Source organism: Vibrio bivalvicida (assembly GCF_001399455.2).
GTDB classification, from domain to species: Bacteria; Pseudomonadota; Gammaproteobacteria; order Enterobacterales; family Vibrionaceae; genus Vibrio; species Vibrio bivalvicida.
Genome location: NZ_LLEI02000021.1, coordinates 435698 through 456381, shown reverse-complemented (window position 1 = coordinate 456381; position 20684 = coordinate 435698). Strand labels below are relative to the sequence as shown.

Genomic DNA, 20684 nt, shown 5'->3' with positions numbered 1-20684 from the left:
ATGAGCACCGAGACTCAAACTTCACCTTTGCCGCTAAACCCAATGCATTTACCAGAGCCCCCAGCGTGGTTGCCACTCGCTTGGGGTTGGTGGGCGCTAATTGGTGGTCTGCTCACGCTAGCCCTGACAACTTGGTTGATTATTCGCTGGAATAAAAAACGCTTAGCGCCGAAAAAAACCGCCTTACGCCTGCTCGCGCGAAATCAGCGACCATCCGAGGCAATTGAATTAGTCAGGCAAGCAGCACTTTGTTATTTTCCTCGTGAAGAGATAGCCCAACTAACAGGCAAAGAGTGGTACGTGTTTCTTGATAGCCAACTATCTACGCCTCGTTTTAGTGCCAACTACAATTCTTGGCAACAAGCCTTGTACAGTAAACAGCCAATTTCCAATGCTGAAGAACTCATTAAAGATTGCAGCGACTGGGTAAATCAGGCGTTACCACCGAAGAAAAGAAGGAGTGTTACACGTGGCTAATATTAGCTTCGTTTGGTGGTGGGCATTTTTCCTTTTGCCCTTACCACTGCTCATTTACTATATCGCGCCGCCAACAAAGTCGGCCGCCGCTATTCAACTTCCTTATATGCCTGAGTCGACAGACAACACTTCACCTAGTAATCACTTTGCTAAGTTGCTTTGTTGTGTTATTTGGCTGGCACTAATTGCAGCAATCGCTCGACCCGTTTGGTATGGAGAGCCAGTCACAACCTCACCAAAGCATCGTGACCTACTGCTGGTATTGGATCTCTCTTATTCTATGAGTCAGAAAGATATGCAAGATGAAGAAGAGGGTTATATCGATCGATTAAGCGCAGTCAAACGCGTGGTCAGTGATTTCGCCAAGCAACGCAAGGGAGATCGTCTTGGCTTAGTACTTTTTGCTGATCATGCCTACCTGCAAACCCCTTTAACGCTAGATCGCAATACTATTTCAGAGCAGGTCAATTCTCTCGTGCTCAAACTTATTGGTGAAAAAACGGCCATTGGTGAAGGTATTGGTTTAGCAACAAAAACCTTCATTGATAGCGACGCTCCACAAAGGGTGATGGTTCTGCTTAGCGATGGCAGTAATACATCCGGTGTCCTTGACCCTATCGAAGCAGCTAACATTGCTAAAAAGTACAATGCGACAATCTATACCATTGGTGTAGGCGCTGGTGAAATGATGGTCAAAGAGTTCTTTATGACTCGCAAAGTAAACACCGCTCAAGATCTCGACGAAAAGACCTTAAAAGAGATTGCAGATATTACAGGTGGTCAATACTTCCGAGCACGCAATGCAGACGATTTAGCAGACATTTACGACACCATCAATAACCTTGAACCTGTCACCAATGCGACCCAAACATGGCGGCCTCAAACTGAGTGGTTTGGACTGCCACTTACCGCCGCGCTATTGTGCTTCACCTTTCTTGTTTTCATTCGGAGGAATCATGTCTAGTTTTCTTTTCCTCTACCCACAATGGCTGATCGCCACACTGCCTTGGATGGGTCTAATCTACTGGCTGACTAGGCGAAATCGCTCACAAACACTGATAGCCCCTCACTTGGCAAAGGCTATGGGGCTGCAAGTCACCCAAACAAGCAAAATAGCACTTAATCTAATGGCAGTGTGTGGGCTTATCACAATCGTAGCACTAGCAGGACCAAGTTTTAGCAAACAAAAACGTCCAAGCTTTGTCAACACCAGCGCCCGCGTAGTGGTAATGGATATGTCGATGTCAATGTATGCCACTGACATCAAGCCAAATCGACTCACTCAGGCCAAGTATAAAGTCTCCGACTTACTAGAAAATTGGCAAGAAGGTAGTACAGGGCTCGTTGCCTATGCGGGTGATGCTTATCGAATCAGTCCTATGACCAGTGACTCACTCACCATAGCCAATCAGGTTCCCAATTTATCCCCAGAGCTAATGCCTTACCCTGGAGCCAATGCGGCCGCAGGAGTTGAACTCGCCATACAAATGATGACCAATATCGGTTTAGCGCAGGGGAATATTGTTCTAGTTGCTGATGATATCGATGACCAAGAGCGCGATGACATCCAATCGCTGCTCAGCGGCACGAACTGGCAACTCGTATTGCTAGGAATGGGCTCTCGTTCTGGAGCCCCCATCAAGCTTAGTGATGGCACACTGATGACCAAAGCGAGCGGTCAACCCGTGGTCGCCAAATCGAACTTTGACAATATGAGAGCATTAGCGTCTTCCGTAGATGGTTATTTTGTTCCAGTCCAGATCACCAATAGTGACGTCGAAAAAATCACACAACTCACTTCACATATCGACTCCACAGGTAATATGAACAAAGACCAATCCGTTACAGAGCAGATCAATCAAGGTTATTGGTTGCTGCCGCTGCTTATTGTCCCTGCCCTATTACTATTTCGCAAAGGTATACTCTTTAGTGCTGCGCTGATCTTTATCCCGTTGCTGAACCCGAAACCAGCAATGGCAAGTCCTTGGCTCAACCAAGATCAGCAAGCCATGCAGTACTTTGAAAATAAAGAATATAACAAAGCGGCAGAGCAATTCTCTCAACAGGAATGGAAAGGTATTGCTCAGTATCAGGCCCAAAATTATGAAGGTGCAATTAAGTCCCTGAAAGGCGCAACGAGCCAAGAGGGGCGGTACAACCTTGCTAATGCCTATGCACAAAACGGCCAACTTGATGAAGCTGAAAATCTGTATCAATCGATATTAGATCAAGACCCGAGCAACCAAGATGCCAAGCATAACCTTGAAGTCGTGCGTCAAGCTCAACAGCAACAGCAACAGCAACAGCAACAGCAACAGCAACAGCAACAGCAACAGCAACAAAATGAGTCGAGTAAGGGTCAGAGTCAACAACAAAATAACTCTGAACAAGAACAAACTTCCGAGCAAACGCAGTCTTCACAAAACGAAAGCGCATCAGATAAAGACAAGCCATCCGCTAGCCAGCAACCCAATGAGCAGTCTGATTCCGAGCCACCTCAACCTCAGAATCAACCATCTGATCCGCAGACAGAGCAATCATCAAAGTCTAAAAATAGTGCTGAACAAGATGGTCTTCCCGCTGACGCGAATAACAAAGAGATGAAACAAGAAGATACGCAACCCATTGATTCAAAAAATCAAATACCAGAGTCGGATAGTCAACAAGCGATTGAGCCCGAACTGAGAAAACTACAACAGGTCGAGAGCGCTCGAGATCCGAGTCGCTTATTGCGCGCGCAAATGATCCTCCAAGCTCAACAAAAACAACCACCACAAGATACAGGTAAGAAATGGTAATGAAGAGACAAAATAAACTCTGTGTTGCTCTATTCGCTTTGATCGTCGCTTTCACTAGTCCATTGGCCTTTGCGACGACTGTCATGGCGACAGTTAGCAAAAACAAGGTGGTAAAGAACGAAGTCTTCCAACTGCGTGTGGTGGTCAATAAAAAGGTCTCGTCGGATGCCTTAGATTTAAGCGCGCTGGATAGCGATTTTTATGTAGGGCGTCCTAGCTTTGGCAGCTCAATCAATATTATCAATGGCGATCGCTCTACGAGAAGCGAGTGGAACATCACTCTAGCGGCCCATCGTCTCGGTATCGCGACCATTCCAGCTTTTACTATCGATGGCGTATCGTCTCAACCTATCAAAATCCAAATATCGGCTGATAGCAATGAGCCAAAGATAAGTGACTTAATTGAAGTACAAAGCCACTTAAGCAAAGCGCAGCTCTACCCCAATGAAAGTGCTCAACTTAACACCCGATTGATAGTAAAAGCTGACCCTAGACGCTTACAAAACCCTAATGTCATCCCCCCCCAAGCGCAAGGCGTTTCACTCACCGCACTCGGTGAACCGAAACAATATCAAAGTGTTTTAGATGGCGTAGAAGTCACCGTTGTCGATCAAAGTTACCGAGTCACGGCAGATATGGCGGGCGAATACCAACTGAGCGGAATAGGCTTCCAAGGTAGTGTGGTTTATGGAGATAATCGTAGTGGCACCACTAAATTGGTTTCAGCCGATACCCCCGCGCAGCAGTTTAAGATTCAGGTCGATCCAATACCAAGCAACTACCAGGGTGCTTGGCTTCCTGCAGCATCACTGTCACTCTCGCAGCAATGGCTAGATTCAAATGGTGAGAACATAGATGCATCCGCGGTTTATAGTACCCGTGTTGGCGAGTCTATTACTCGTATACTTCATCTAGATATCCAAGGGCTAGCCTCTGAGCGCTTTCCCCAGCTAAAAGTCAACTACCCTAGTACAGTCCGGGTTTACCAAGAGAAGCCAACCTTTAGCGAACTTGAAGATGGCACTACTCGTATGACGGTTAAGCAGGTGATCATCGCCGAGCAGCAAGGCGAGGTTGAGCTTAACGATATTAAACTGAACTGGTGGGATAGCCAAAACAAATCAGCGCAAGAGTCTGATTTAAAAGGGTTAGTGCTTGATGTCGCTCCCGGTTCAACCCTAAACAACGAGCCAATCAGTTCCCCCGTTCCTCAAAACCACACAGTCAAAACCGTAACTGTGTATGATGCAGGTTTTTGGCCTTACCTCACCGCCCTATTCGCTTCATTGTGGTTAGCCACGCTAGTGTTACTGGTTAAATACCGTCGTAAACCTCAAGCGCATATTACTCCAACGCAAAAGGCGACCACAACAACAGAGCAGTTGTTAACAGCGTTAAAAGAAGACGATAAGGTCAAGGCTAGCTTCTTAATCAAAACTTGGTTCGATGAAATTCCTGATTTGAGTACAGAGTTGAAGAAAAAAATTGAGCATCAAGTGATGGAAATGAACCAAAGCCAATACTCAGATTCTGACGTGACTTGGCAGGCAAAAACGCTGATTACTTTGATCAAACAAGGTGAAAAAAATCCGCCAACAAGTCGAAACAAAAACATCTTGCCGCCGTTATAAAAATGACAAACAAGATTTGAACCGTAGCAACATGAGATCAAGGCGATATATAAAGCGTTAACTGCCATAAATAAGCAACGATCATTTAGGCCTAGCTTGACTGGTGAGTAGGCCTAAATCTGTTCAAACGTCGAAACTGTACCAATAACTTGGTTTCGCCCCCCATTTTTAGCTTTGTATAGTGATTTATCGGCAGAATTGTAGAGCTTATCAAAGCTGAACTCACTTTGGATAAGTTCCATTACCGAGTAACCGATAGAAACGGTAAGAGATTTGTGCACGGAGCTTTGCTCATGAGCAATGTTTTCTTGCTCGATCTGGTTGCGGATGTTTTCAGATAAGCGGTCGACCTGTTCGGCATCTTTGCTAGAAATGAGCAATGCAAACTCTTCCCCTCCGATTCGACAAAAGACTTCTCGCTCCGACTGAGTGTAGTTTTGTAAAATACTGCCAATACGCATTAGGGCGATATCGCCTTGCATATGCCCATAATGGTTGTTGTACAGCCCAAAATAATCAATATCCACTAAGATCAAGCCATAACATGACGTGCTGTCGTCGCCTTCAAAGCAGATCTCTTCGAGCATTGATTCAAGCATACGACGATTACCTAAGCGGGTGAGTGGATCAAGTTTAGACATTCTCTCTAACTGCTCGTTGGCTTTTTGCAGATCTCTCGTTCGTGCTTTGACTTCTTGCTCAAGGTTTTCATTCAACTCGTGGATTGCCTCTTGCGCACGCGTTCGGAGTAGTACTTCGGTCAAGTTTGATGAGAACATTCGAATTACTTCACGTAGCTGATGGGTCAATGGCGATCGTTTAATCAGATTATCTGCGGCGATAAACGCAATAGGCTCTCCACTGTTGCTAACCAGCATGGTCATCGCTGTCCAACCAAAACCAACAATATGAAAGTCATGGTAGATCGGAACGGATTCTTCAAACACCACTTCATTGGGGTTAGTTAGCGCAGCTTGAACAATCGAACGGTCTATTGTCTCTGAGCGATAGTAAGACTCATCGACCACGTTACCTTGGATATCTGTTCCCCAAGTGCCTTGCATATGTGTACAGTCTTTATCGGTGAGAAAAACAGCGAAGCGATCAATCCCCAAGCGGTTAATGGCAAAGGTCACCGCAGACTTACACACTTCACTGACTGTCATGCAACGAGAAAGCTCAACCATACTGGCATGAAGCATACGCACGTTTTGCTCTTGGCGTTTGCGAATATAAATCTGAGAAAGCAGTGTTCCAAAAGATTCGAGCATCTGGCGCTGATAAGAGGTAATTGGCGTGCGATTTATATAGTTATCCATCGCTATCCAACCAATGATTTCTTCTCCATCACGAAGGATCAGCATACCATTCCAACCTTGACCGACGACCTTGCCTGCCGTATATAGAGGTGCTTCTTCGACAATAATAAGATTTTCTTTGCCTTCAAATAGTGCATCAATATACGTTTCTTCTAGCTGATGAAGGTCATATTGGGTGTGATGCTCACTCACCGTGTTGCCCTCTTCATCGGTACCGTATGTTCCACTAAAGCAACGTTTTTTAATATCAAGTAACATAAACACGGCCCGGTCAAAACCTAGCCTATCTCTGATCACCTCTACGGCTAAACGATAGAGTTGATCGAGGTTAGCAGGATTAGATATCTCTTCCGCGGCCGTTTGCACGAGTTTCATATTGTCAATAAACAATTCTCGTTGCTTGATAACATCAAGGTACTTGGCTTCTTTGATGTCACGCTGCTTAAACTCTTTGGCCGCTTCCGTTTCAGCGCGAACACATTGCCAACGAGAAGCCATAACTTTAAGGGTATCGAAATACTGATTTTGGTTGAGTTGGCTGAATTTCTCTACATTCATGCTCTCAACAATAAGGTAAATACGCCTTTCAGGATGGTTGTCGAGCATGAAGATATAACTGTCAGCCCCCATGTTTACCACATATTCCCACTGACAAGTATTCATAGCCAAAGGAATCAGGCCATCGGAGGTATCGAACTGTGAGGCCCAAGCCCAAAACGTTTCCGGGTAGCGTAAAATAGGCAAAGGTTGCCCACGCTTATACAAGAACTCTCCTATTTGCCCTCCTTTAAGTTCGGCAAATATACCAATATTTTCAGGTTCCACTAACTCATCTAAATACTGGAATAGAGCATTAGCCAGAAACCGTTGATTTCTGGCAGACATAACATCTTTAATAAGCACCCGTGGAAGCATAACCCTAGCCTAAACCATTTTATTGCTGCTATACGCTTAGGAACGTATCAGCTACAAATAAGCAAGCAAACATCTTTGCAATCTGTTGTTAAGTGACTCGCAAATAGCTTTAATGAATATATCCTTATATGATACCTACTGCATTTTGTATGACCTTGTTTCCATATATTTCATTTTTGCTGCAACTCAACTTTTCGATGAGAGTTTGAAGTGCTTGCGTACCAACCACGAAGCTTGTGAAGTACACTAAAAGAATAAGGCAGCAACAGGATGAATCATTGTGGCTAAATGGCTATATATAATTAGTATGGCACTCTGCTTCCCTGCATGGGCAGATGTCGACTTGATCAAGGTTGATAAATCCAAACGACGTATGTATCTGATTGCTAACGATCAAGTAATAAAAGAGTTTCGTATAGCGCTTGGAAAGCAACCCAAAGGTCATAAGAGGTATGAGGGAGACCAACGCACACCTGAAGGGCGCTATTATTTAGACTTTGTGATTGAAGACTCTGAGTTTTACCGCTCAATTCACATCAGCTACCCTAATGACAGAGACGTGGCTTATGCTAGCTCACTGAGCTTAGATCCCGGCGGGAATATAAAAATACACGGCTTAAAGAATGGAGAAACTCGCCCAGTCAAATATGTACAAAGCTTCGACTGGACGGATGGTTGTATTGCAATAAGTAATCAAGAGATGGATGAGTTACTTGATCTCGTCACCTCTGGTACACCAATAGAGATTACTTGGTAACCGATTTAGCATGATTCGGTTTGGATGATTCACGCGTTACCCACCAGCACATCAACGAACCAATCGTTACCATAACAACACCTTGCAAGAAGCTTTGCGTCAGTACAAGCCCGAGAATAAAAGATGAAATCACGGTCGAAAGGACAGGCGTAAAATACGATAAAGTCGCCAATAACACCATGTTTCCGCCAATGATGGCGTAATTCCACAATGCATAACCACTCCCCATAGCGATACCTGAGATCAGCAACAACCCTCCAGATTCAAGATTAAGCGTCATGCCTGTCTCGTCGCTTAACGCATACTTAACCCATAGAGTCACTGCTGTCAGAATGAAAAACAAGCTAATCGCATTTTGTCCATTAGAGATCCGCTTTGTTAAATTGCAGTAGATTGCCCATAGAAATGCGCCAACAAATGCCATTGTATATGTGACCGGGTTAGTTGCTACATTGGCGGCTATTTGGGCAATAGAAAGCCCTTGCTCACCAGTAATGCTCCAAGCAACACCAAAGAACGCTAAAGCAATACTCGGATAAACCCAAATGCTGGTTTTCTTACCACTTGTTACTACAGCCAGTAGTACCGTAAGTGCAGGCCACAAGTAATTGATCACCAACATTTCAATCGCTTGTTGACGCGAGTTTGCCATTGCCAGAGCTAAAGCAAGGCAAATCTCATAGGCTACAAATAAGCTTCCACCGATCACGACATAGCGAAGCGAGTAATTTTGTACTTTGGGCACTCCCATTACCATAACGAGAAATAGCGATGCCACAGTGTAGATAGATGCAGCGCCACCAATCGGACCTAGCATTTCAGTCACCGCTCTGGCAAAGCCCATGACGCTGCTCCAAAGAAGAATAGCGACTACACCTGCCACGGTGAACTTATGAGGACGGTTAATCATTTTGATTTTCTCAAACAAAAAAGCCGAGCTTAGCGCTCGGCTTAAGCAGCTAAATAGGAGTTAGATAATTTCCCAACTGTGTGTCATTTCAATGCCTTTGCCTAGCATCAAACACACTGAGCAATATTTTTCTAAAGAGTCAGCCGCAACCTTCGCGACCACTTCTGGAGCAAGGTTTTCACCCGACACTTCAAAGTGAATGTTTACTTGTGTGAAAATTCGTGGTGCGGTCTCACGACGTTCTGTAGTCAGCTTTGCGTTACAGGCAGTCACGGCTTGACCTGCTTCTTTTAGGCCATCGACAACATCAACTGAACTACAACCACCAGCAGCCATCAACACCATTTCCATCGGGCTAGGAGCGGTGGCTCCACCGTTGCCATCCATCACGATAGAATGGCCTGATTGTGATTGTCCTAGAAACTTAAACTCTTCAATCCACTTTACTTCAGCTTGCATCTGACTCTCTCTATTTCTTTTTTGCAAAGTTGTTTTTATCTGTAGGGAACACCACGCCTGTTTGACGACGAATTTCCTCAAGTAGTTTTGCTACAATTAACGAACGTTGAGTGCAGCTTGAATTCATTGATTGTTGCTTGAACTGAGAGGCAAATTCAAGTGCTTCGTAGTACATTGGGTTAGGTTCTTGTTTGACACTAAGATCAATACCGATGTCACTGCCACGTGTAAACTTAGTCAGCTTCTTCGCGGTTGATATCATTTCCATCAACAATACCCCTTCTTCACCTTGAATCTCACTTGGTAAATAAGAGTCACTGGTTTTCGAGTGCTGAAGCACCACTTCAAAACCATCGTATTCGAGAACAACACTACCACTACCATCAACGCCAGAATCAAGAAGCTGAGCGGTAGCTTTAACTGATTTCGGCTCGCCAAACAGCTCAATCGCAGAACTCAGACAGTAAAAGCCAATATCCATAATTGAACCATTGGCAAATTCTGGATTAAACGTATTTGGGTTTTCTCCCGCCAAGTACTTTGGATAGCGCGAAGAGTATTGGCAGTAAGTGATAAAGCCCTTGCGGATCTGACCAATCGACGACAGCTCATCTTTCAAGCGCTTGAAGTTAGGAATATGCGCTGACATAAAGGCTTCGAATAACAGCACATTACTCTCTTCCGCCACTTTAAACATCTGCTTAGCCATGGTGAGATTCGATGCCATTGGCTTTTCAACAATTACATGTTTTCCCGCTTTCATCATTTGCATGGCTTGAGGACAATGCAATACGTTAGGGCTTGCAATATATACGACATCAAAGAGCGGTGATGTCGCCATTAAATCTAAATCATCAAACAAAACAGGTGAAGCGTACTTTTCAGCAAACTGCTCTGCACTCTCCAACGAACGTGAATACACCGCGCTTAACTGATATTCGCCTGTCTTTAAAGCTGCTTCGACAAATTGGTCGGTAATCCAGTTAGTACCAATGATCGCCAGTCTTATCATTCTTAACTCTCCTTTTGCGACACTTTGCCAACAGACTACCCAATCTAGACCCATCACATCGAATTCAAACTTCGAAGCATTAGCCTTTGTTATATTGGGAATTAAACTGTCAGGATTACGCGTACAGCAAGCAAAATCAAAACCGCGCCTGACAGTCGGTCTATTAACAAAGCTTTTGAGCGGATTTTATCAATTAATCGCGGACTGGAAAGCAAAAATGTAATCAGGGTGTACCATAAGCCATCTACGACTAAAGGGGTCATGACAATCAGTCCTTTAGCGGCAACACTATCACCCACTGCCACAAACTGACTAAACAAAGCAATAAAGAAAAGCGCGATCTTTGGGCTAAGTAAAGAAATCAAAAAACCTTCTTTGGCAGACTGCCAGATACTCGTTTGCTCACCTGACTCAAGCCTTGCCGCTACGCCACCTTTCGAGCGCAAAGCATTGTAACCAAGATAAGCCAAATAAGCAGCACCGGCATAGCTAATGGTTTTGAACAATAAAGGAGATTGCTGAAGCACCACCGCCAAGCCAATTAAGGTGATGAACGCATAAATGCCAATACCGATTGCATGTGCCCAAGCCGCAGCTAAACCATTCAGTCGCCCTCCGGCGAGGCTATGTTTTGCAACCATGGCAAGACTCGGCCCAGGAGACATGGCTCCGAGAATACAAATAGTGAATAGAGATAACCATACCGTGAACGTCATACCAGAATCCTTTAGATCAAATGTTTCATTACTACTGAATAACAGCCACGTTAAAGCATGCAATTAATGAATTGAAATCAAAGTTAATCATGGCACTCATGATTTCAAATCATACCAATAGAATATGGCGAAGTTTGCATCGCATGAAGTACTTTTTCTCGCATCCATTGGTGCGCCTTATCCTGGTCGTATTTCGGGTGCCACATTAACCAATAGTGATGAGCTTCGGTATCAAAAGGCAAAGGCTTGTACACAAGTTGGGCTTCTTTGGCTAGATTTCGTGCTATGTGTTCCGGCACTACCATAAGATAGTCACTACTGCTTAACGCATTGACTGCTGCTGAGAAAAACGGCACTTTAAGCGCAATCCGGCGACGAAAGCCAAGCTTATTCAAGGCAATGTCTGCATTGGAGTCTTTGTCTCCTCCACCCGTCACTTTCAAATGGGGGTAAGAGACTAACTCTTCACAGGAAATACTCTCTGCATCACTAAGAAGATGATCTGTTCTCATCAAGCATACAGACTTGTCTTGACCTATCTTTATACTACTTAGGTTTTCTGGCTTCTCTGCCAACATGGTTGAAGCTAAATGAATACCCGTTGACTCAAACTGACTTAAAAAATTGGGCTGCCATAATCGATAGGCAATATTGACTTTAGGCGCTTGATCTACAACCACAGAAACGACATCCGGCACTATGTATTGAGCGACATAGTCACTTGAAGATAGGACAAACTCTTGCTGCCAAACTTGAGGATCAAATGGCTTATCTGCAAGCAAGGCGTCAAACTCGCCAAGTAGCTCGCACAGTTTATCTTTCATCTCCAGCGCACGTGGTGTCGGTATCAGTTGGTTTCCATCCCTAACCAGTAAAGGATCACCACATATTTCACGCAGCTGTGACAATTGCCTACTCATTGCAGACTGAGTGACATGCAGGCGCTCTGCCGCTCTACTAACATGGCACTCTTCGAGCAACACATGCAAAGAGCGGAGCAAATTGAGATTAAGATTGTTAAGCATATTTTGAAGGTCACGCGTTTAACGTATTAAAAAATTCATTGAGTACCGTGTGAGTCATGAGATGGCGCAGTTCTGGAATCTTTTGTAACTCATCGCGAATAACATTAAGTCGAGTCATTGAACCAACTTCGACGTACAGCATCATGTCAGTTTCTCCGCTAATCGCATGGCACCATTTTACGCCATCAATCTGATAAATCAGATCGGCATAGGTTTCACAGTACTGAGTCGAACTCGACATATCAAACTTAAGGGCAAGATACGCTTTGATAAGTTCTTTGTTCTCGGTTTTCGCCACATCTGCATGATAACCAAGGATCACTTTTTCATGTTCGAGCTTTTGAATTCTCGCCGTTACTGCGGTACGTGAGAGGTTCACCTTTCGAGCGATATCACTCACACTCTCCCTAGCGTTAAGTTTCAGAATATCTATGATTTGCCGATCAAATTTGTCCATGTTTTAATTCCCGTTTACGCCAACTTATCCTGTTGGTTGATTGCAATGTGACACAAAATTGCCAGAGATGAAAGCAGTCAAATTGACAGTTCTAAAACCACAAACAGACAATGTGACCGCTATCGGTGACGAATTGACTAATGCATACCTAAGCCGCTTAAGATAACCTTGTTTTGAAACTGAACACGATGCAGGGAGAGCATAATGAGTGAGCTGAAAAAAGAGATAACATTGCTATCTGGTATCGGCCAATTATCGACAACGCTGTTAGGGACTGGGCTATTTATGGTGCCAGCAATCGCCGCAGGTATCGCAGGGCAAGCGTCCCTTTGGGCATGGTTAATCCTATTTATTGCAATTTGCCCTATTGCGCTTACTTTCGCCCAGCTTGGTAAACGTTACCCAAGTGCTGGCGGTACCGCTTATTTTGTCCGTAAGGCATTTAATACTAAGCTTGAGAAAAACGTTGCATGGTTATTTCTTAGTGTCGTTCCTGTCGGTGTACCGGCCGCCATTGCGTTAGCGGCTGGATTTTTGCAGCAGCTAATGCCGGAAAGTATCAACTCTGCTCTGTTTGCCCAGATGCTGACTGTGGCTTTGCTTGTCGGAGTGAATCTCGCTGGCGCCAAATCTTCAGGCAGGTTACAAACCGTTATTGCCTTATCTATTTTTGCTCTTGTCGCTGCTTTCTGGTGGAAAGGCGGCTTTAGTTCTCAGGATTTAATCTTGCCGCCTCTTAGTGGTGATCGCCTGTGGTCTGTCGGCCTAGCACTAGGAGTCATGTTTTGGTGTTTCGTCGGTATAGAAGCTTTCGCCCATATGGGAGAAGAGTTTAAGAACCCTCAAAGAGACTTTCCTATTGCGATTGTAATTGGCTGTTTTATCGCAGGAGCAACGTACTGGATATGTTCAATCATAGTGTTAAAGATGGGCGCTTACGGTTCACCTGTGTTTGATAGCACATCGATTCCTTGGATCTCTGAAAATCTGTTTGGCCCAGAGTTCAAAGCCTTAATCAGTATCGTGGGTTTTGGGGCATGCTTTGCTAGTGTCAATCTCTACACTCAAAGCTTATCTCGCATGGTATGGGCACAAGCCAAGGAGTACAGCCCAAATAGCGCGCTAGCTAGGCTATCAATTAAAGGTGTACCAGCTAATGCTACCTTTGCTGTTGGCGGTGTTGCTCTGCTTTCTTGTGTCGCGGGAGAGTTGTCAGGATTGGATTTGGAATTCTTCCTCAAGCTCGCCAATGGCATTTTTGTATTGGTCTACCTTCTAGCAATGCTTGCGGCCTACAAGCTACTCTCAGGCTTGAGTCGATACCTTGCTGCCGTTTCTTTGATTCTATGCTCGGCTGTATTTGTTTGCCTTGGTTGGTCGATGCTCTATGCTGTCACCGTCTTTGCACTACTCAGCCTACCATGGAAAAAGTCACGCGCAGCCAGCGGATCAAATAGTGTATGACGTTACTTATACTTGGCCAGTATTTCTCTTTCTCCACCTTGTTGACGAAATGACAGCACTTGCTCGGAAAACTCCTCTAGTACGGTAGCGAACTCAGATGCTTTAGAAATACACAGCGCAAAAGGGACAACAGTCAAAGTAACGGGAAGCTCAGTGATTAAGTTACGGCGATCATGTTTCGATAAGAGAAACTCGGCGACAACTTTGTCAACGGCTACAACATCTCCTTTTTTCTTGGCAAGCATTTGTAATGCGACAGAGAGATCAGATTCGATAATCCTAGTGTAAGACTCTTGGGGGAAGTTTTCGTTTCCCCAACCGTTTCCTACATAATCTAAAATCACGAACTCTTTCAGGTCTTCTAAACTTGAAACTTTTTCTAGCTTATTCTGATGCAGATGGTTTTTGTAGGTAAACAAGTTTATTGGTGCGTTGAATACCGGTTCTTTAGCCGCGTTGACGTATTTAAGCCTCTCTGGTGTCGGTACTGTTATAAACGCATCCGCTTGCCCATTGAACACCATTCTTTGCGCACGACTCCATGGAAAGCCCTCGTGCGACACATCAAGATTCATTTGTTTTTCCAGGATCTCTCTTGCTATGTCTACAAGTATCCCTTCCATCTCACCTGCTGCATTTATATATGAGTAAGGAGGGAAAGAGTCATAATATACAATTTTGAGTGTTTCTTTCCCGTAGGAAAAAAAACTCAATGTACACAACGACAAAACCAATAACATTCGAACCATAATTTGCCTCCCACCTTACAAAATACCTAATCAATTTTTCTCATTGATTAGGTATCTACTCTATCAATAGTAGAGCATGAGAAATTGGTCTGCTAACAATTAGCTCAAGGCAGATAAGACTTCATTTTGATGGGTTGTTCCATGCTTCTCTCGATTCTCAAGTTAATTGGGGAGAAGCTGGAAAACGCCACCAACTTAAATAGCGTATAACTCCACTTTGTCTGAGCAGATGCTAAGAATGCTCTGAGGGGTTACTTTTTTCCATTCAGGACTCTTTTCTAACGGCTCTGAAGCCAAGACAATATTCGCGCCATCTTGTTTGATAAAAACCGTTGGCGCTTCTTGATCTGAGCTATAACGAACGGCCCAAAACTGGTTGCCATCCGAGATACAAATTGAAGCTTTTAGTGGCTCATCAATTTGCTTGTCAGTCATCAAGTTGCAGATCATTAATAAAGTGTTTCTAATCGCTTCGACAGGGTTCTGCTTTAAGCCATTTTGCAACATAAGCAGAAAGATTAACTCGCTATCTGTCGTACCCATACGTTTCAAAAACAACGATTCACATAGCTGGCGTTCCAACTCAAACTTAACTTGCTCAAAACCACCAATTTGCCCGTTGTGGAGAAACATCCAGTTTTCACTGATAAATGGGTGGCAATTAGACCGTGAGACTTGTGTACCTGTTGATGAACGAACATGAGCCATAAATCGATGAGACCGAATATGATGAGTAAGAGAGCAAAGGTTTTCATCTCCCCACGCAGGCAGCACTTCGTGAAATTGTCCTGGCGTATCTCGCTCTGTGTACCACCCTAACCCAAAGCCGTCAGCATTGACTCTTGTGACTGCCTTGCGCGCCTCTAAGCTCTGATGAACCAATGAATGTTCAGGTTCATAAATCAACTCATCCAAATAAATTGACTCTCCTTGATAAGCTAACCATCGGCACATACCAATCCTTCCACCTCTAATTACACCTCAATCAATAACATCATGAATTGAAGATTTCGGCAAGGGTACGGATACTTGGCTCTATTTCATCTAGACCGACATTACCAAAGCCTAAGACAGCGCCAAACCAATCACGTTGCATTCCGCCTTCATGCTGCTCGTAATAAGAAAAAGGGCGAATCACAACGCCACAAGAGCTCGCACGTGCAGCCAAGTCGGTTTCAGAAATATGTCCTCGCCACCTCACCGTGACATGCAGCCCTGCCGCTTGGCTGATCACCTCCAAACTCCCTTGAAAGTATCGTTCTATCATAGTCAGCATCATTTGATGTTTTTGTTTGTACAAACGACGCATCTTTCTAATATGACGAACCAAGTCGCCTTCGGCAATAAAATCCGCTAGAGCAGCTTGAGTATGACTTGGAGAGTCGCCACTTAGCGCATCTTTTATACTTAGCGCTTGTTCAACCATGGATTTAGGTAAAACCAGATAACCTAGTCGTAAGCCATTGAACATCACTTTACTTAGTGAACCTACGTAAATGACGTGTTGATCATGACCTGTTTTAGCCGCTAAGCCTTGAAGACTTGGATATGGACGGTGAGCAAACTGAAATTCACTGTCGTAATCATCCTCAATGATCCAGCCATTACGGTTTTTCACCCATTCAATCAGCCTTAAACGCTGATTAATGTCTAAGGTCGTGCCAAGCGGATATTGGTTACTTGGGGTGACATAAATCACCTTGCTACTGCTGCTTTCAACTAGGTTTAAATCCAAACCCGATTTAGGGACAACGACCGCAGGGCTCCAATCACAATTAAGCAAGTTGAGAACTTTAGCCATCTGCGCATAGCCTGGCTGCTCCATCAATATGCTGTGATCCTCTTTCAAGGTCAGTAAAGCCGCTATCGTCAATGCTTGCTGTGCTCCCGACGTAATGACTACTCGATCCGGATCGCAGACCACTGAACGGCTCGTAGCCAAGTAGCTTGCAAGTGCTTGTCGAAGGCTGCCGTCACCTTGAATATCTTGCCCACCTAGTAGGGTTACTCGGCTGATATGGCGGGACAGCAATCTTTGCCATTTCTGGATTGGAAATTCGCCGAGGTCCGGAACACCAGGCGAAAACGCGCGACTGTAATCAGCAGATTTAACCGGGCGGCTTGGTTCAATGGACTGATAAGCCGTGGTCACGAACTGGTCTGGCAGTTCAAGCGCAACAAAGTAGCCAGAGCCAGCTCGGCTCTCCAAATAACCTTCAGCATGCAACTGTTCATACGCATGGATCACCGTATTTCGGCTTAGGTTAAGCTCCTCTGCCAATTTGCGTGTTGACGGAAGTTTTAGCCCCTTTCCCCATAACTGACCTACGATTTTATCCCTAACAGCGTTGAACAACGCCTCTTGCTTGGTGCAACTCTCAATACTTAATTGAAGATCGCCAATATCGATCAATGCCATAAGTGGATCCATCCATTAAATAGAAGTGGCTCTAAATTTAGTACCAATTTAAAGGTACATTTTCTGCAAATCAAATATTTGCAGGAGGCAAGGCAATGTTATCAGCAACCAAAAGAACTGAACTTAAGAAAGGGGCTCATAAAGCGGTTACCGAGCAACAAGCGTTGTACGACATTATTGACGAGTCATTAGTGGCACACATCGCTATCTCGGACAGTGAGCAACCCTATGTCATCCCGATGCTGGCATGGCGAGTAGAAGATACCGTCTATATTCACGGTGCAAACAACAGCCGACTGATGCGCAATTTAAAAAGTGGGACCAAGACCTGTTTAACATTCACCTTGTTCGATGGCTGGGTTTTGGCAAGAAGCGCGTTCCATCATAGCGCTCATTATCGAAGTGCAGTTGTACTTGGTCAGTTCACAACGATAGAAGATAAGCACGAAAAAAATCGATTGCTGAATCATTTTGTTGAGCAAATCGCACCTGGAAGAACCAATGACGTCAGGCTCAGCAGCGAGCGAGAGCTAAACAGCACGATGTTGCTCGCCATTCCTCTAACCGAAGCTTCAGTAAAAGTAAGCAAAGGAGACGTCAATGATGACCTCAGCGACATGGGTCTCACTGCTTTTGCTGGATTCCTACCATATCGAACCGTTGTTGGTCCTCTAAAGGCAATGCCAGATTCCAAACACAGCCAAACGCCAGACTACAGCCTAGCCTATGGTTCACGCTGGCACGACCAACAAGGCAAGTGACATCATGCTTAACGCTCATCTAAGCAGTAATACTGAACATATTGGATGGGCGTTAGTCCTCTATTTTTCTTAAACATTCGATTGAAGCTTGCAGTGTTCTGATAACCAAGCCGACGCGCGATCTCATCAATAGCGACGCCTTTGGTCAACATAGAGACAGCAATGTTACTCAGCACATATCCGCAGACGGTCGAGAAGTTCATTCCAAGCTTGCGCAGTGCTCGCTGAAACTGCTGTGTCGACATACCCAATAAGCTGCTGACGTGCTCAAGTGTCGGTAAACCATGAAAACGACTGTAGTTAAGTACTTCATAAATCACTTTAACTTCATCTTCTGGATCCGGCATGTTGAGCAGTTCATCCAAGTCAGAGAAATTCATCGCGAGTCGCCCCTTACGGATACTGGACTGTTGCTTGGTGGCTAAACGAACCTCGGAGTGAAACCAAATCTCAGTACTTGAATGGCTCCAGTCAATGTCGCACCCAAAGAACGCTCGATACTTCTCTATGTTCTTGCGAGTCCCTGATAAACGTACTCTTAAAGGGGAATAATTCGAGCCAAGATAGAGCCTCATCACTTTAACCAGCGCGACTGCCATGCGAACGCTATCGTGGACTTTGACCTGAGGACTGACGTGTGGATTGCGGTAAGTCCACTTAATGATGGATCCACTTAAAGCAGCCGATAAAAATGCGCCATTTTGCAAGCTATTGAGACCATAGTTCATACGCCGTATCGTTGACGCAAAGTCAAAGCCTGACAATAACCAGTGACTGATTGCCCCTATTCGCGCAATGTCATTGTCTTGCATCAGTTCAAGCACAATGTCCGGATTACCCGTGTTATGTTCAAGTTTGGCAAACCATTGATTAACTTCCGAAAGGGGAATAAGCGTCATCGGATTATGAAAAATCTCATCGGGTATCCCAAGGGAGCCTTCTTCCAAATTATAACGCTTGTGAGCTTCTAGGTGCATGTTGTAAATACCTATGGCTCGCATAAATCTCACTTTATCCATTTACAGATCAACTCAATATCTTGCATCATGTGATTTAATCTGTCACAACCCATCGACTTTTTCAATTCTAGATCACAATCAAGCTCTGTTATTACTTTGGAGCCTTGAATGAGTTTACTAAGTGTCCCGTTCGTCGGAACAAATGCCGATACAGTTTTGCACGTTGTCGCAACGGTTGTTCTTGTTGCCACCGTTGGCGCTGCATTATTTGGATTTTGGAAATTCCACGAACTACCAATCAATAAAGCCCATAGCAAAGATCATCATCAAATTGGATTGATAACGGCACTCACATGGATTGGTTTCATCTGGCACTGGGTTTGGGTTGTCGCCGTTATTCTCGCCTTCGTTGATATGGAAAAAGCCATCATCAACCTGCGCGATACCTGGCGTCATGCCCCGAAAAGTAACAACAATGAAGGAGAAGCGTAATGTTAGAAGGTTTAGCCGTCTGGGCACTGTTTATTTATTTGCTTCGCCTTATTGGTATGCCTTGGAACAAAGCGACTAAGTCATTCGCTTACCTAGGTGGCGCCTCTTGGCTAATGTTTGTTTGGGTTGGCCTGATCAACTTTACCCCAATGGATCTCTCTGGTGGTTCCGTGGTTCAGTCGCCGCACATACAACTGCGTCCTGATTCTCCGAATGTGACAGGCAAAGTGGACAAAATCTATATTGAGCCAAACCAGCAAGTTTCAAAAGGTCAGCTCATTTACGAAATCGATCCTACCCAATACCAAATTTCGCTCAATCAAGCGCAAGTCGCGGAAGAATCAGCAGACGTGGCTTACCAAGTAGCAAAAGAAGATATCGCGATTGCTCGAGCAACGTATCAATCTATGCAACAAGAGGTGAAGACCACAGAAAGCCGTTTAGCAGCAGCAAAAGTCGATCACAAACTGCAAGTTAAAATGCTTAAGCGTTATCAAGAGCAAAACCGTGTCGTGGAAAATACCATCACCGCAAGTGATATCGACAAACAAGAGACAGCTGTCGAGAAAGCACAACACAATATTTCAACCATCGAGTCCGAACTAAATACCAGAATAGTGGATGCCGATAAAGCTAAACTCGCAATAACCAAGGCCAAGTTGACCGTAAAAAGTAAACAAGCCGATTGGAAGACGGCTCGTGAGAAGCTAGCTAAAGCACAATGGGATTTAGACAGCACCAAGGTATACGCTCCGGCTGACGGTTTCGTTACTAACTTTATTCTTCGTGAAGGGCAACGTGTCTCTATGATGCCTAGACTTCAAATGTACACCGATGAGAAATATGTACTTATGCGTGTGAATCATCAGGCAATAAGAAATGTTAAGCCGGGCCATGCCGCAGAGTTTGCTTCTTCTGTTTACCCGGGCAAGATCTTCTCTGCTCAGGTTGAGGGGATTGTGGAGGCAACGGGTGAATCTCAAGGTAACTTACTTGGATTTGATCAACCAGTGCGTACAACGACGGGTCAAAACCTACAAAATAAGCATCACTTTGTTAGATTGAAAATTGAAGAAACTGACGACTATGACATCCCTGTTGGCTCTGTTGGCTTAGCTTGGATCAGTGGCGATAAACCCATTGGCTTTATGGCATTTCTAGATGCAATTCGCGGCATCATCATTCGTATGAAGTCCCAGCTTTATTTCTTCTACTCTATTTAGTACTAAGCGCAACAATAGTTGGCTTAGGTTTTAGGTAGAACTGTGCTTGAATCCACCCTTTAGTTACAATTATATGATTAGCATTTTTAAGGTTATTTGCATTTTGCAATTTCGATATGCAAATGTAATGGTAAAAACGTC

General features: G+C 44.5%; 20 protein-coding genes. 9 read left to right on the top strand and 11 right to left on the bottom strand.

Annotation, left to right across the window (positions count from 1 at the left end; translation table 11 throughout):
* From APB76_RS07290 to APB76_RS07275, 4 genes are read left to right on the top strand one after another with little or no spacing between them, the layout of a single operon-like run.
* Positions 1-477 carry a DUF4381 domain-containing protein gene (locus tag APB76_RS07290; protein WP_049844862.1) on the top strand — a complete coding sequence of 159 codons (477 nt, stop codon included), beginning with the start codon at positions 1-3 and terminating at the stop codon, positions 475-477.
* Positions 470-1441 (top strand): vWA domain-containing protein, encoded by a 972-nt coding sequence (locus APB76_RS07285; protein ID WP_054962072.1) that lies wholly within the window; start codon positions 470-472, stop codon positions 1439-1441. The genes APB76_RS07290 and APB76_RS07285 overlap by 8 nt, the downstream gene beginning before the upstream one ends.
* A complete protein-coding gene (locus APB76_RS07280; RefSeq protein ID WP_064429690.1) occupies positions 1434-3275 on the top strand; it encodes a VWA domain-containing protein in 1842 nt (613 codons plus the stop codon). The genes APB76_RS07285 and APB76_RS07280 overlap by 8 nt, the downstream gene beginning before the upstream one ends.
* Positions 3275-4906 (top strand): BatD family protein, encoded by a 1632-nt coding sequence (locus APB76_RS07275; RefSeq protein WP_054960956.1) that lies wholly within the window; start codon positions 3275-3277, stop codon positions 4904-4906. Before APB76_RS07280 ends, APB76_RS07275 begins: the two co-directional genes overlap by 1 nt.
* Before the next feature lie 113 nt (positions 4907-5019).
* Here APB76_RS07275 and APB76_RS07270 read toward each other — a convergent pair whose 3' ends face one another.
* Positions 5020-7140: a sensor domain-containing diguanylate cyclase gene (locus APB76_RS07270; RefSeq protein WP_054960957.1), complete on the bottom strand. Its 2121-nt coding sequence runs from the start codon at positions 7138-7140 to the stop codon at positions 5020-5022.
* 307 nt (positions 7141-7447) lie between these two features.
* Between APB76_RS07270 and APB76_RS07265 the strand changes: the two genes are divergently transcribed.
* Positions 7448-7897 (top strand): L,D-transpeptidase family protein, encoded by a 450-nt coding sequence (locus APB76_RS07265; RefSeq protein WP_049844857.1) that lies wholly within the window; start codon positions 7448-7450, stop codon positions 7895-7897.
* On the opposite strand, the gene yddG is transcribed toward APB76_RS07265, so the two are convergent.
* The 6 genes from yddG to APB76_RS07235 form a co-directional block, all read right to left on the bottom strand.
* Positions 7887-8807: an aromatic amino acid DMT transporter YddG gene (gene yddG / locus APB76_RS07260; RefSeq protein WP_049844856.1), complete on the bottom strand. Its 921-nt coding sequence runs from the start codon at positions 8805-8807 to the stop codon at positions 7887-7889. The genes APB76_RS07265 and yddG overlap by 11 nt on opposite strands.
* 60 nt (positions 8808-8867) lie before the next feature.
* A complete protein-coding gene (locus APB76_RS07255; protein ID WP_049844855.1) occupies positions 8868-9266 on the bottom strand; it encodes an OsmC family protein in 399 nt (132 codons plus the stop codon).
* 10 nt (positions 9267-9276) lie between these two features.
* Positions 9277-10278 (bottom strand): Gfo/Idh/MocA family protein, encoded by a 1002-nt coding sequence (locus APB76_RS07250; RefSeq protein ID WP_049844854.1) that lies wholly within the window; start codon positions 10276-10278, stop codon positions 9277-9279.
* Between the two features lie 101 nt (positions 10279-10379).
* Positions 10380-10994: a LysE family translocator gene (locus tag APB76_RS07245; RefSeq protein WP_049844853.1), complete on the bottom strand. Its 615-nt coding sequence runs from the start codon at positions 10992-10994 to the stop codon at positions 10380-10382.
* A 104-nt stretch (positions 10995-11098) separates the two neighbouring features.
* Entirely contained in the window at positions 11099-12019 is a 921-nt protein-coding gene (locus APB76_RS07240) for a LysR family transcriptional regulator (protein ID WP_049844852.1), read from the bottom strand.
* A 10-nt stretch (positions 12020-12029) separates the two neighbouring features.
* The gene (locus APB76_RS07235; RefSeq protein WP_054960958.1) at positions 12030-12476 is read right to left on the bottom strand and encodes an Lrp/AsnC family transcriptional regulator; all 447 of its coding nucleotides are present in this window, start codon (positions 12474-12476) and stop codon (positions 12030-12032) included.
* Positions 12477-12680: 204 nt separating this feature from the next.
* Between APB76_RS07235 and yjeH the strand changes: the two genes are divergently transcribed.
* Positions 12681-13940, top strand: a complete 1260-nt coding sequence (gene yjeH, locus APB76_RS07230) for an L-methionine/branched-chain amino acid transporter (protein WP_054960959.1) — start codon at positions 12681-12683, stop codon at positions 13938-13940.
* 2 nt (positions 13941-13942) lie between these two features.
* On the opposite strand, the gene APB76_RS07225 is transcribed toward yjeH, so the two are convergent.
* From APB76_RS07225 to pdxR, 3 genes are all read right to left on the bottom strand, one after another.
* Positions 13943-14689 carry a substrate-binding periplasmic protein gene (locus APB76_RS07225; RefSeq protein ID WP_054960960.1) on the bottom strand — a complete coding sequence of 249 codons (747 nt, stop codon included), beginning with the start codon at positions 14687-14689 and terminating at the stop codon, positions 13943-13945.
* Between the two features lie 195 nt (positions 14690-14884).
* The gene (locus APB76_RS07220) at positions 14885-15643 is read right to left on the bottom strand and encodes a class II glutamine amidotransferase (RefSeq protein WP_054960961.1); all 759 of its coding nucleotides are present in this window, start codon (positions 15641-15643) and stop codon (positions 14885-14887) included.
* Between the two features lie 40 nt (positions 15644-15683).
* Positions 15684-17108 (bottom strand): MocR-like pyridoxine biosynthesis transcription factor PdxR, encoded by a 1425-nt coding sequence (gene pdxR / locus APB76_RS07215; protein ID WP_049844847.1) that lies wholly within the window; start codon positions 17106-17108, stop codon positions 15684-15686.
* Positions 17109-17203: 95 nt separating this feature from the next.
* On the opposite strand from pdxR, the gene APB76_RS07210 reads away from it, so the two are divergent.
* Positions 17204-17869 carry a pyridoxamine 5'-phosphate oxidase family protein gene (locus APB76_RS07210; RefSeq protein ID WP_054960962.1) on the top strand — a complete coding sequence of 222 codons (666 nt, stop codon included), beginning with the start codon at positions 17204-17206 and terminating at the stop codon, positions 17867-17869.
* A gap of 8 nt (positions 17870-17877) precedes the next feature.
* On the opposite strand, the gene APB76_RS07205 is transcribed toward APB76_RS07210, so the two are convergent.
* Complete coding sequence (locus tag APB76_RS07205) at positions 17878-18888, bottom strand: AraC family transcriptional regulator (protein ID WP_193395075.1); 1011 nt, start codon at positions 18886-18888, stop codon at positions 17878-17880.
* 108 nt (positions 18889-18996) lie between these two features.
* Here APB76_RS07205 and APB76_RS07200 point away from each other — a divergent pair, with 108 nt between their 5' ends.
* Both APB76_RS07200 and APB76_RS07195 read left to right on the top strand, forming a co-directional pair.
* On the top strand, positions 18997-19320 hold the full coding sequence (locus APB76_RS07200; protein WP_054960964.1) for a hypothetical protein: 324 nt from the start codon (positions 18997-18999) through the stop codon (positions 19318-19320).
* On the top strand, positions 19320-20543 hold the full coding sequence (locus APB76_RS07195; RefSeq protein ID WP_054960965.1) for an HlyD family secretion protein: 1224 nt from the start codon (positions 19320-19322) through the stop codon (positions 20541-20543). The genes APB76_RS07200 and APB76_RS07195 overlap by 1 nt, the downstream gene beginning before the upstream one ends.
* The last annotated feature ends 141 nt before the right edge of the window (positions 20544-20684 follow it).